We start from the raw sequence: 12,506 nt of genomic DNA, 5'->3' as shown, positions 1-12,506 counted from the left end.
ATTAATGTCAAGCATAGAGGGGAAGGAACACGATGATGCCAAGGCAGATTGTCATGCAGCCACTGCGCAGGCTGCTTCGTCTCATCGGCGACTTCATTTATCCACCGACCTGCGCCGGTTGCAGTCGTGCCACAAGTGGCGCCGGGGCTTTCTGTTTTCAATGCTGGTCCGAGATCAAGTTCATTGAGCGACCCTATTGTGAGGTCTTGGGGACGCCCTTCATCTACGATCACGGTGAAGGTATGGTCAGCGCCGAAGCCATATCCGATCCACCGAGTTTTGATCGTCTGCGCTCCGCCACCATCCACGAAGGTCCGGCGCGCAGGCTCGTTCATCAGTTGAAGTATCAGGATCGTACCGATCTTGCGGAGTTGATGGCTCTGTGGATGGCTAGGGCAGGTGGCGAGGCGCTCTGTGAATGCGATTGCATTCTTCCGGTTCCGCTTCATCGTTGGCGCTTTTTCTCCCGCCGGTTCAACCAGTCCGCCGAACTCGCGCGCCATCTCGCCGCAATATCCGGCAAGCCTTATCTCCCCGCGACGCTGATCCGTGTGAAGTCGACGACCCGCCAGGTCGGGCTTTCTGCCGTTGCGCGCAGGAATAATGTCAAGGGAGCCTTCGCGGTTTCGCCGGGCAGTGAGGTCGATATTCTCGGCAAGCGCGTTATTCTCGTCGATGATGTCTATACGACGGGCGCCACCGTCTCGGCGGCGGCAAAACGGTTGAAAAAATCCGGCGCGACAGATGTGACGGTTTTGACCTTTGCAAGGGCTATATCCGGGCCTATATGACATGCCAATTGACGTCTCAGGCACCATTGTGGAGGTTCAGATACATGGCATCCGTAACGATTTATACGCGCGATTTCTGCGGTTATTGCGCTCGCGCCAAGGCTTTGCTGCAAAGCAAGAACGTGAACTTCACCGAATATAATGCGACCGAGAACGCTCAGTATCGTCAGGAGATGATGGATAAATCCGGCCGCAACACCTTTCCGCAGATTTTTATTGGTGACCAGCATGTGGGCGGTTGCGACGACCTCCACGCGCTTGATCGGGATGGGAAGCTCGATCCGCTTCTAGCAGCATAACATTCGATTAATGCGAACTGACATTGGGAAGAGAGACATGAGCTTCAAGGCCGCTGCAATTCAGATGTGCTCGGGAACAGACCCGAAAAAGAACGCTGAAGCTATGGAGAGGCTAGTGCGGGAGGCGGTGGCCCAAGGCGCCGTCTATGTGCAGACGCCGGAGATGACCGGTGCGCTACAGCGAGATCGGGCCGCGCTGCAGGCCGTACTCAAAGATGAGGCGTGCGACATCATCGTTGCCACGGCCGCCCGCCTTTCTCGCGAACTCGGTATCTACGTCCATGTTGGCTCCACCGCGATTGCCCGTCCCGATGGCAAGATCGCCAATCGCGGATTTCTCTTCGCGCCCGATGGCGGTCGCATCTGCACCTATGACAAGATCCATATGTTCGATGTCGATCTCGATAATGGCGAAAGCTGGCGCGAAAGCGCGACCTATCATCCCGGTGAAGCGGCGAGGATTGCTGAACTGCCTTTGGCGACGTTCGGCTTCGCGATCTGCTACGACGTGCGTTTTCCAACGCTCTTCCGTGCGGAGGCAGTGGCCGGCGCTCAGGTCCTTACCGTTCCTGCAGCCTTCACCAAACAAACCGGTGAAGCGCACTGGGAAATTCTCTTGCGCGCCCGCGCTATCGAGAACGGGGCGTTTGTGATTGCCGCCGCTCAAGGGGGAACGCATGAAGACGGGCGTGAAACGTTTGGTCACTCGATGATCATCGATCCGTGGGGTAAGGTTCTGGCAGCCGCAGGCGGCTCTGGCGAGGAAGTCATTCTGGCCGATATCGATCCTGAGGAGGTCGCAGCCGTCCGAGGCAAGATCCCAAATCTGAAGAATGCCCGCGATTTCCAGCTTGACACGGTGGCTTCAGGCGCGCGCTCCCGGAGTAATTTTGCTTGATACGCTACTCGCTGACCTGTGACCATGCGCATGCCTTTGAGGGATGGTTCTCCGGCAGCGCTGATTTCGACAGCCAGGTCGAACGCGGCCTGATCGAGTGCCCGGTATGCAACTCGCGCACTGTGACCAAGACGCTAATGGCCCCTTCCGTCGCGACCGCGCGCAAGAGGGATGCTATGCGGACGCTTGCCATGGACACCGCGCAACGGGAAGTCCTGGCAAAGATTAGGGAAGCCGTCGCCGCTGTTCGGGCCAATGCCGAAGATGTTGGCGACAAATTTCCCGAAGAAGCCCGCAAGATCCATTACGGAGAAGCGCAAGAGCGCGGCATTATCGGTCAGGCATCACTCGAAGATGCCAAGGCGCTTTTGGAGGAGGGGATAGAGGTCGCGCCTCTCCCGCTGCTGCCTGACGATGTGAACTAAGACGCTTCTCGTCGACTTTAACTTGCCGATCGCGCTCATCCCTTTGTCGCCCGTCTGCATCAGCGTAATGGTGTCTCGTTGAAGCAATGGTCTAGGACCAAGCTATGCCCGAATTCCACCGGAGGGTGAGGAACCATACCTGCGGTTCAGCCATAACGAAAGTCACTCCAGCAAGAAACCGCCACTGTTCCAGCGCCAGCAGCAGCTTGTCCGGCTCCGCCTTAGTGACTCCGAGTTCCACGCCTTGATTACCCCCTAGTCGCGCATTCGGTCCAGCGCCTGGATTTCGCCATGGCGTGCCTCTTCGAACCTGCCGAGCCAAAGCCTTTCGTTCACGGAAATAATGAAGACCGAGTGAAAGCCGGCTACCGTAACGGAAATGAATTAAAGCGCTCGGAATACGGCGACGCTAGTAGGGATGTTTCCGCGCGAGGCTCAGATTTCCGACCTCGTGACGCACGCCCCTGGCAAATGCCCCGCCTTCGCTTAAAGGGGCGGCTGCGGCACGCTAGTGCCTAAGCATCACGGCGCCCATCATACCAAAACGGTATCCGGCCCGAATGCAAAACCAAGGAATTAAGGAGATTTAGTGAGAATTGGCTGGGGAGCCTGGATTCTCACATGATTTCAATGACTTAATTCAAGAGCCTTGAAATTCCCTCTGTTTTCCAATCGCGAGCGACCGTGGATGCCACCTTTGTGCCCTGGCTTTGGGCCTCAGTCAACAGGGCGCTAAAGCGGCAATTATTTCCGGATCGATGCGCTGAACTTTACGCGCAAAAGGGTGGGATATCACGCAGCGCACCGAAGTTGTGCGTGTGGCGGCACGGCGCCCATCGCATGAGACCAATCCGGGTTCTGGTCTCATCAGTCCAAATTTTGGACCGACGAAGGATCGCCTCACAACAAAATCGTCAGATGAGCCAAACTCAGCGGAGAAGCTTCTGCTGCCTTAAGACTTCTCGAGGCGCCGGAGACCGCCAGATCGTCTGGAACGATTCCACCACATTTGTGGCAGTTACCGCAACGCCGGGCAGGGCTACCCAGGCTGGCGTAAGGCGACTGAGGAGAGCGGTTACCGTTGTCGAGGCGGCCGTCTGCCCCTGCCGGAATGGCTGCTGGGCGGCAATTGTTACAATTGGCCCGCCGCCCGAGAGGCTGATGGCCGCCTCCTTGCCGAGGTCGACTGTGGCGATCGGAACAGACAGGCCAGCGGAGACGAGAGCCGCGGCCGCCGCGATGGCCGGCGTATCCCAGACCACGAACAGCCCTTTTAGGTCCGGAAGCTTTTTTGCTAACGCCGAAGCCGTCGCGCCCGCCTCCGTGAGGGAAGGGAATCGCGCGACATGCAGGTGGTGGCGCGGTCGGTTGATACGCATCCATTTCACAAAGGCGATCTCGCGCTCGTTGGTCGCGAAGAAATCCGATTCGTATCCGAGCACACCGACCTCGGCTTCCTCGCCGAGATAGGGCGCGAGGCCTTCTGCCGCCATCTTGCCGAGACCGAAGTTATCTGCTGAAATCAGCGATACGTAATCCTTGCCCGGCAGTAGACCAGTCGGGACATTATCAAGCAGCACGAGCTTGATTCCGGCGGCGGAAACGCGTGCATGGGCGGCGGCGACCTTGGCATTGGCGACCGGGAGCGAAATTATGGCGTCCGGTGCTTCGCGGATCAGACGGTCCAGCGCCTCGATCTGCACCTCGGGCGTGAAACCGCAGTCGACGACATCGATAACTGCCACACCGCAGTCGCCGAGCGTTCCGACGATACCGGCCAGTTGCTGCTTGGCCCAGTCGCTCGCCAGCGTATGCAGGACGATGGCAATGCGTAAGCCCGAAGCCCGTGCCCGTGCCTTGTCCTCAGGAAGAAGCAAGACCCGCTCTGGTGCGGATGCGCGTTCGCCATGGGGACCAAGTCCTTCAATCACCATCGACACGCCTCAAGTTTTGGGCGGCGGCATGACCGCTGCAACGGCTGCGGTCTGCGCCTCTAATCGGCCGCGAACGGCCTCGAATTGTGGATGCGCCTGCGGGCGCCCTGCCATAATCCAGTCACGGAGTACGGCTGGCGAGAACAGGCTTTCCGTCGCCACGATAGCAGCCCCGACGAGGCCGGAGGAACTGCCCATCTGTGAGCGGATGATCTGTAGGTCGCGACTGACCAGCGGGTGGGATGCGCCATAGATGGCCTCGCGAGCGGCTGCCAGCAGTATATCGTTGCTCTGAGCGATCGACCCGGAGAGCACGATCAGTTCCGGGTTCAGCATGTTTGCAAGCGTCGCCACGACCTGGCCGATCATACGCCCGCTTTGCGAGAGGATATCGATGGCCGCCGCGTCGCCCATATGCGCCGCCTGCGCCACTTCGACCGCCGTGATCTCGGCGCCGCGCCGGGCATGCTCGGCGAGGATCGGGCTCAAGCCCTTCTCCGCCTGTATCCGGCCGTCACGAATTATCGCCTCCGAGCCGGCCATGGTCTCTAGGGTACCGTGCCTATCACCCGAACTCACCGGCACGGAGCCGATCAAGCCGACCGCGCCTTGTGCGCCCCGGAACAGCGCACCGTCGCTGACCAGCCCGGCGCCGATACGTTTACCGATCTTGACGAACAGCATCGCCCGGTGGCCGACGCCAGCGCCGGAGTGAAATTCACCCATGGTCATGGTCTCGACGCTGGACCGCAGCCAGACGGGAACGTCGAATCCCTCGACCAGTTTCTCGACCAGCGGAAAGCTCTCCCATCCCGGCAGCACCGGGGGCGTGCCATTCTGAAAAAAGCTTTCGCCAGCGTCGGTCACGACGCCAGGCACCGAGATGGAAATGCCCCATAGCTCGCCGGCGTCCGGCTGCATATCGAGGATCCAGCGAAACAGCATGGTGAGCCGGTCGAGCAGCGTAGAGACAGGTTGCGTCAGGTCCGCTGCCTCGTGATGTTCCATCCTCAGATGGCCGCCGAGATCGGCAAGGCCGACGCCAAGCGCAGTCTGGTCGAGGGTGGCGACGAGGATGCTGCCGCGATTTGCGGAAAACCGCACGAGCCGCGGCGCCCGACCGCCTGTAGCCGTCCCAAGCTCGCTCTCATCAACGAGCCGGAGTTCGGCGAGCGTCCCCAGGCGATCTGCCACCACGGCGCGGCCGAGTTCGCTTTCACGCTCCAGTTCCTGACGGGTCGTAGCCTTTTCCGTGCGCACCAGGTTAAGAATTTCCACAAGGCTGGGCGCAGCCGTTTCCGCGGTGCGCGGACGCCCCTTTCGTCGCGGGTGCATACCGGCGTCCATCTTCGCCGTAGCAGGCATGTCTATTCCTTTCACCCGAACCAAGCGGATAAGCCTTGATAAATCCTCACCTTGAGACGTGCAACAACAAACTTTTGTATTAAAACAGCATAAGTTTACCGATAAATGCATTTTAAATGTTGACATGAGTGGTTTAAGGGCGCAATCAAGGCGATATAAGGTGGAAATGTCTTGAGGAGGAGATGACCATGGAGCGTTGCAAGCTGGCTTATCATGCCAATTGCTGGGGGGAGCTCGGCGGAAGTGCCGTTGGCGTCACCTCGATTACACAGCTCTCCTACCGAACCTTCGGTGACATGCGGCGTGCCTTCGCCGATATTGCAGCGGCAGGATATGAAGGTGTGGAGCTTTTCGATGGCAACCTGCTCGATTTCTCCACGGCGGATATGCGTGCCCTGCTGTCCGACAATGGTTTGAGCCTTGTCGCCGCATATGCTGGTGGAAACTTCATCTTCGACGATATCCTTCCAGAGGAGTTGGCCCGCGTGACGCGCGCTGCGGAACGGGCCGCCGAACTCGGTGCTCCGCATCTCGTTGTCGGCGGCGGCGCAAAGCGTTTCGACGGAACGCGGGAGGCGGATTTTCACAAGCTCGCGGCAGCGCTTGATCGGGTAGGGGAAATTGCGAGCGCACACGGTTTGCGCGGCCATTATCATCCCCACCTCTCCACAATCGTGGAGGGACCGGAGGAGGTCGCAAAGATCTTCGGCCTGACGGGTATCGATTTCTGCCCGGACACGGCGCATCTCGCAGCAGCAGGCGGCGATCCTGCGCAGCTTATACGCGATCATGCGTCCCGTATTTCCTATGTCCACCTCAAGGGCTTGCAGCGCGAGCCGTTTGCCTTCACGCCTCTTGATCGTGGTGACGTACCGACCGACGGCATTATTGCCGCCTTGCGCGAGATCGGCTTCGCCGGCTGGATCTGCGCGGAACTCGATGCCTGGACCGATCCGCTGGAGGGCGCTCGTGCCAGTATGACTTATCTGAAATCGGCCGATCTCAAGACGGATTGAAGGCCACCGGGGCTGTGCCCCATCCACGGGAGGAAACCATGATTACCAGACGCATTCTTTTGTGCTCCGCGGCCATCGCGGCAGTGCTGTCCGTTGCTGCGCCTACATTCGCTGCCGATCCCGATGCCGCGCTTGCCAAGCTGCAGGAGTCGGTCCTGTCGAAGGGGCCGTCGGGTGAAGACCCGTCACCTGCCTCCGGCGTCTCGCTGACTGCAGAGGAACTCGCCAAGATCAAGGCAATGGGTGCCACGGCTGCCATCGTCATGCATTATGGCGGCAACGACTGGTCTCGCGCCCAGATCAACGGCTTGCAGACGCAGTTCGCGGCTATGGGCATAAAGGTCATTGCGGTGACCGATGCCGGCTTCAAGCCCGAGAAGCAGGTGGCCGACCTCGAAACCATCATGGCGCAGAAGCCGAATATCATCGTTTCCATCCCAACTGATCCGACTTCGACGGCCTCGGCCTACAAGGCCGCAGCGGATGCTGGCACAAAGCTTGTGTTCATGGATAATGTGCCTGCCGGCTTCAAGGCTGGCAAGGATTATGTCTCCGTCGTCTCCGCCGACAATTACGGTAATGGCGTTGCCTCCGCCCATCTGATGGCAAAGGCACTCGGTGGAAAGGGCGATATCGGCCTGGTGTTCCACGCTGCGGATTTCTTCGTTACCAAGCAGCGCTATGACGCCTTCAAGAAAACCATCGCGTCGGACTATCCCGATATCAAGATCGTAGCCGAGCAGGGCATCGGCGGCCCGGATTTCTCCGGTGACGCAGAAAAGGCCGCCGGCGCAATTCTGACGTCCAACCCGAACGTCAAGGGCATCTGGGCGGTCTGGGACGTGCCCGCCGAAGGCGTCATCGCCGCAGCGCGAAATGCCGGACGGGACGACCTGATCATCACCACGATCGACCTCGGCGAAAACGTGGCGATCTCGATGGCGCAGAACGGTTTCGTCAAGGGCCTCGGCGCCCAACGTCCCTATGATGCGGGCGTCGTGGAAGCCAAACTTGCCGGCTATGCCCTTCTGGGCAAGACGGCCCCAGCCTTTGTCGCCCTGCCGGCTCTGCCTGTCACCCGCGACAGCCTGCTAGATGCGTGGAAGACGGTCTATTCGACCGAAGCGACCGCCAACGTCAAGTCCAGCCTCGGCAACTAAATCGCTTATAGCGCGCGGTGCGGAAAAACCGCGCCGCGCCAGGAGAGCCCCGGTAAGGCGATCGCTGATCCTGCCGGCATGTTGAGCAGCGTGTGGCTGCACCAAATTAGGAGATACCTCGATGACGAAAGTGATGAACGTCGCCATGATTGGCGGCGGCTTCATGGGCAAGGCGCATGCCATGGCCTATGCCGCTATGCCGATGTTCTTTTGGCCGGCTCCGGCGATCCCGCACCGCAAGGTGGTAGTGGATGTGACGGACGGCATGGCCGAGGAAGCCCGCCAACGCTTCGGTTTCGAGGAAGCTTCCTCGGATTGGCGCGCCACGGTCAACCGGCCGGATGTTGACGTTGTCGATATCTGCACGCCAAACAATGTCCACGCTGAGATCGCCATAGAGGCGGCAAAGGCCGGCAAGCATATCATCTGCGAGAAGCCGTTGGCTCGCACCGTGGAAGAAGCCCGCGCCATGGCCGAAGCGGTCAAACAAGCCGGCGTGATCAACATGGTGGCCTTCAACTACCGTCGCACCCCAGCCGTTGCTCTGGCGAAGAAGTACATCGATGAGGGTCGGATCGGTCGCATCCTCAATTTCCGTGGCACCTATCTGCAGGACTGGTCGGCGGATCCGGATTCACCGCTTTCCTGGCGCTTCCAGAAGAAGATCGCAGGCTCGGGCACGGTCGGCGATATCGGCACCCATGTGGTCGATCTCGCGCACTATCTGGTAGGGCCGATTGCGGAGGTCATCGCGCTGACCACGACTTACAACAAGACCCGTCCGCTTCAACAGGGCGGTATCGACAAACTTGGTGCGGCGGAAAAAGCGGCCGACGCTGAACGTGGCGACGTGGATGTGGACGACGAAGTCGTATCCATGCTGAAATTTGCCAATGGTGCGATCGGTAGCCTTGAGGCGACCCGCAATGCCTATGGGCGCAACAATTTCATCACGCTCGAAATCCACGGTACAAAGGGCTCGATCCACTTCAACTACGAACGCCGTGACGAGTTGCAGGTCATGTTTGCGGACGACCCGGCTGATGCGCGCGGCTTCCGCACCGTGTATACCGGTCCGGCGCACCCCTATGGTGGCGGTCTCTGGCCGATCCCCGGCCTTGGCATCGGATATTCGGAAACGAAGATCGTCGAGTGCTACGACTTCTTCCAGGCGATCGCGAAGGGGAAGCAGCCGAGCCCCAATTTTGAAGACGGCCTGCTGACCGAACTTGTCGCGGATGCTTTCATCCGCTCCGGTGAGTCGGGTGTATGGGAGAAGGTGGGATGAACGACAGCGCCGCAGCCGTTCGGATGACAGGCATTTCGAAATCCTTCGGGGGCGTCCGCGCCCTTGAAGGCGTCGATCTCGAGGTGTTGCCCGGCGAGGTTCATGCCCTGTTGGGCGGCAACGGCGCTGGCAAATCCACGATCCTGAAGATACTGAACGGGGTTCATCGGCCTGATCAGGGCACGGTCGTCGTCGCCGGACGCGCATTGACGGCTCACACGCCGGAAGAATCACGTGACGCCGGCATTGCCATGAACTACCAGGAAATGAGCCTTATCCCGACGCTGACGGTGGCGCAGAACGTGTTCCTGACGCGTGAAAGCCGCACCGGCACCGGATTGATCAACGATGCGGACGCGGAGCGCCGCGCCGCTGAACTTTTTGCGCGGCTTGAGGTCTCGGTCGATCCCCGCGCCCTGGTCGGCGATCTCGGTGCCGGCCAGAAGCAGTTGACCGAGATCGCCAAGGCGATTTCGCAGGATGCGAAGGTTCTCGTTTTGGACGAGCCCTCGACGGCGCTCGCGGTCTCCGACGTCGAACGCCTCTTCGTCTTCCTTCAAAAGCTGAAGGCCGAGGGTGTCGCGATCATCTATGTCAGCCACCGCATGGACGAGATCGCCCGCATCGCCGACCGCGCCACCATTCTGCGTGACGGCCGGCACGTCGTCACCGCGCCGCTTTCCGAGCTGCCGATCGACACCATGATCGAGCATATCGTCGGCAAGCGCTCGAAAGGACTTTCGGACGTCGTGCGCGGCTCTTCCGTCAGGGGAAAGGTCCTGCTGGAGGTCAGCAATCTCAGCGGTGCGCACAAGCCTGAGCTTGTGTCCTTCGCGCTCCACGCCGGCGAAGTCCTCGGCCTGGCCGGGCTTCTGGGTTCTGGACGGTCTTCGCTTGCGCGGCTGCTCGCCGGTATCGATCCTGCTGCAAGCGGGACGATCAGCATCAAGGGCAGGGAGGTCTCGATCCGTAAGCCCGGCGATGCGATCGACAACGGCGTGGCGCTGGTTCCAGAGGCGCGGGCCACCCAGGGCATTATTCCTGCGCATTCGGTGGCATCGAACATGGTGCTCGCGGTCATCGAACGGCTGTCGCGTGCCGGTGTGGTCGACCGCAAGGCCGTGGTCGACCTCACGGACAGGCAGATTGCGCGGCTTTCGATCAAAACGGCGAGCCGCGACCACGCGGTGGCCACGCTATCCGGCGGCAACCAGCAGAAGGTGGTGATCGGCAAGTGGCTGGCCACAGATCCCGACATACTCATTCTCGACGAACCGACAGCCGGAATCGACATAGGCTCGAAGTCGGAGATCATTCGTCTGGTGCGGGATCTTGCCGCCTCCGGCAAGGCCATCATCATGATCTCCTCGGAGCTTTCGGAACTGTTGACCGCTTGCGACCGCATTCTCGTCATGGCGGATGGACGCGTTCACTCGGACCTTCCCCGCGAGGCTTTCGACGATCCGGCAGTGGCGGTGGACGACCCGGCGCATCGCCTGCAGGCAGCGGAGCAAAAGCTCCAGACCGAAATACAGCGGGCGCTCGCAGCCCAGGAGACGATCAATGCTTAAGGCTTTCGCCGCCAACTGGCGCCAGAACATCATCTATATCGGCTTCATCGCCATCTTTGTCGTGTTCGCGGTGACGCTGAACGACAAGGGCTTCCTGACAGCCAACAATCTGCTCAACATCGTACGCCAGACGGCGATGATCGCTGTCATGGCAATAGCCATCACCTTCGTGCTGTCGGCGGGCGAGATCGATCTCTCGGTCGGCGCGGTGGCAGGCCTGACGACGGTGACCGTCGCCATGGCGATAGCCGTCGGCGGACCTTTTGCAGGCGTGCTGGCAGGGATTGCCACAGGTCTAGCGGTCGGGTCCTTCAACGGCTGGCTGACCACGCGCATCGGCATTCCATCCTTTCTCACGACGCTGGCGATGATGGGCATCGCCAAGGGCGTCGCCATGTGGATTTCCGCGACCGCTGCGGTTCCGATCCTTTCGCCCGGCTATTCGTGGCTGTTCGGCGGTGGCAATCTTGGTCGGATTCCCGTGCTGCTAGTGTGGATGCTCGTGCTTGGCGTCATCGGCCATATGGTGCTGCGGCGCACAGGATTTGGTCGCCGTGTGCTCGCGACCGGCGGCGGCGAAACCGCTGCACGCTATTCCGGTATCGATACCCGCAACATCAAATTCAAGGTTCTGGTAATGTCGTCCTGTGCGGCGGCTCTGGCAGGCATGCTGTATGCAGGGCGTCTGCAATCAGGCCGCTTCCAGCTTGGCGAGGGTGACGAACTCTCGGTCATCGCAGCGGCGGTGCTTGGCGGCACCAGCCTGTTCGGCGGGAAGGGTACCGTGGTCGGTACCATCGTCGGGGCCTTGATGATCGGGCTTATCAACAACGGCCTCATTCTGATGGGTCTGGAATTCAGCCAGCAGTTGATCGCCCGCGGCGGCATCATCATCCTGGCCGTCGCCCTCAGCCAGAAGAAGTCGGCATCATGACCATCACCATTATCGGAACCGTAACGGCTCGCCCCGAATACCGGGATGAGCTACAGGCTATCCTTAGTCGTCAGGTAGCCCCGACACGGGCGGAAGGCGGCTGCATCAACTACGACTTCCATGTGGATGCGGCAGATGACTGTGTCTTCGTTTTCTACGAGAACTGGAGAAGCCAAGAGCATCTCGACCAGCACATGAAAATGCCGCATCTCGTACCGCTTCTATCGCAGATAGACAGACTGCTGGCAAAGCCGGTCGAGATCCGACACCTGCGGATGATCGGCAACCCGGCCACATTAGCGAGCATTCAGGGCATTGGCCTCCTTGATTAAGGCTAAAAGCGGCCTGGGTCTCCTGGCTCCCTTGTCTTCTTCCATAGTGGCGAATGTCGAAACCGACTATATCGGTGACTACACAGATACGCCCGTCAATTTCCGCGGCGATGTGCCGGAAGGGTTTGCGGGGACGGAGAAGTAGCTATCGACATCGGACCAATGTGAGGTACACCTCTGGATAGATGGCAAACGGTCGGCCTCATTGCAAGAAGTCCGCGATGAAGCAGATAGCCGACGACAATACCTGTCTCAACGTAAGCGTGGTCTTTTTCCAACGCAATATTCGACAGTCAGATCCTGGCCCCGTTGCGTGCGGATCCCCAGCCCATTTTCTGGCCGCCTTAGAATGCGACGGATGCTCCAATGACTGCGGCCGGGATCGCCCAACTCATTGAAAGGAAGCCACTTTTCCGTGCGGGAGATGTTCGCCGATTTAGATGAAAAATTGGTCAAAAACGACTTCCCTGGGAGACCTGGATTCTCACATTAT

At 59.9% G+C, this 12,506-nt stretch carries 12 protein-coding genes; 10 read left to right on the top strand and 2 right to left on the bottom strand.

What is annotated here, in order from left to right:
• The first annotated feature begins 35 nt into the window (after window positions 1-35).
• The 4 genes from QZ869_RS06655 to QZ869_RS06640 are packed head-to-tail and all read left to right on the top strand — an operon-like array spanning window position 36 to window position 2,413.
• Window positions 36-791 (top strand): ComF family protein, encoded by a 756-nt coding sequence (locus tag QZ869_RS06655; RefSeq protein WP_296081339.1) that lies wholly within the window; start codon window positions 36-38, stop codon window positions 789-791.
• A gap of 44 nt (window positions 792-835) precedes the next feature.
• Window positions 836-1,090 (top strand): glutaredoxin 3, encoded by a 255-nt coding sequence (gene grxC / locus QZ869_RS06650; protein ID WP_296020633.1) that lies wholly within the window; start codon window positions 836-838, stop codon window positions 1,088-1,090.
• A gap of 37 nt (window positions 1,091-1,127) precedes the next feature.
• Window positions 1,128-1,988 (top strand): carbon-nitrogen hydrolase family protein, encoded by an 861-nt coding sequence (locus QZ869_RS06645; RefSeq protein WP_296039767.1) that lies wholly within the window; start codon window positions 1,128-1,130, stop codon window positions 1,986-1,988.
• Entirely contained in the window at window positions 1,985-2,413 is a 429-nt protein-coding gene (locus QZ869_RS06640) for a DUF1178 family protein (protein WP_296020637.1), read from the top strand. Before QZ869_RS06645 ends, QZ869_RS06640 begins: the two co-directional genes overlap by 4 nt.
• Before the next feature lie 929 nt (window positions 2,414-3,342).
• Here QZ869_RS06640 and QZ869_RS06635 read toward each other — a convergent pair.
• Window positions 3,343-4,347, bottom strand: a complete 1,005-nt coding sequence (locus QZ869_RS06635) for a substrate-binding domain-containing protein (RefSeq protein WP_296081336.1) — start codon at window positions 4,345-4,347, stop codon at window positions 3,343-3,345.
• Between the two features lie 9 nt (window positions 4,348-4,356).
• The gene (locus QZ869_RS06630; RefSeq protein WP_296103418.1) at window positions 4,357-5,712 is read right to left on the bottom strand and encodes an ROK family protein; all 1,356 of its coding nucleotides are present in this window, start codon (window positions 5,710-5,712) and stop codon (window positions 4,357-4,359) included.
• A gap of 188 nt (window positions 5,713-5,900) precedes the next feature.
• On the opposite strand from QZ869_RS06630, the gene QZ869_RS06625 reads away from it, so the two are divergent.
• From QZ869_RS06625 to QZ869_RS06600, 6 genes are all read left to right on the top strand, one after another.
• Entirely contained in the window at window positions 5,901-6,728 is an 828-nt protein-coding gene (locus QZ869_RS06625) for a sugar phosphate isomerase/epimerase (RefSeq protein ID WP_112953492.1), read from the top strand.
• Between the two features lie 38 nt (window positions 6,729-6,766).
• The gene (locus tag QZ869_RS06620) at window positions 6,767-7,888 is read left to right on the top strand and encodes a substrate-binding domain-containing protein (protein ID WP_296039253.1); all 1,122 of its coding nucleotides are present in this window, start codon (window positions 6,767-6,769) and stop codon (window positions 7,886-7,888) included.
• 121 nt (window positions 7,889-8,009) lie between these two features.
• Entirely contained in the window at window positions 8,010-9,176 is a 1,167-nt protein-coding gene (locus tag QZ869_RS06615) for a Gfo/Idh/MocA family oxidoreductase (protein ID WP_296039256.1), read from the top strand.
• Window positions 9,173-10,747, top strand: a complete 1,575-nt coding sequence (locus QZ869_RS06610) for a sugar ABC transporter ATP-binding protein (protein ID WP_296039259.1) — start codon at window positions 9,173-9,175, stop codon at window positions 10,745-10,747. Before QZ869_RS06615 ends, QZ869_RS06610 begins: the two co-directional genes overlap by 4 nt.
• Window positions 10,740-11,681 carry an ABC transporter permease gene (locus QZ869_RS06605; RefSeq protein WP_112953155.1) on the top strand — a complete coding sequence of 314 codons (942 nt, stop codon included), beginning with the start codon at window positions 10,740-10,742 and terminating at the stop codon, window positions 11,679-11,681. The genes QZ869_RS06610 and QZ869_RS06605 overlap by 8 nt, the downstream gene beginning before the upstream one ends.
• Entirely contained in the window at window positions 11,678-12,013 is a 336-nt protein-coding gene (locus tag QZ869_RS06600; protein ID WP_296103416.1) for a putative quinol monooxygenase, read from the top strand. The genes QZ869_RS06605 and QZ869_RS06600 overlap by 4 nt, the downstream gene beginning before the upstream one ends.
• The last annotated feature ends 493 nt before the right edge of the window (window positions 12,014-12,506 follow it).

The organism is uncultured Agrobacterium sp. (genome assembly GCF_913777885.1).
Taxonomy (GTDB): Bacteria; Pseudomonadota; Alphaproteobacteria; order Rhizobiales; family Rhizobiaceae; genus Agrobacterium.
This window is presented reverse-complemented; position numbering and strand designations above follow the sequence as displayed.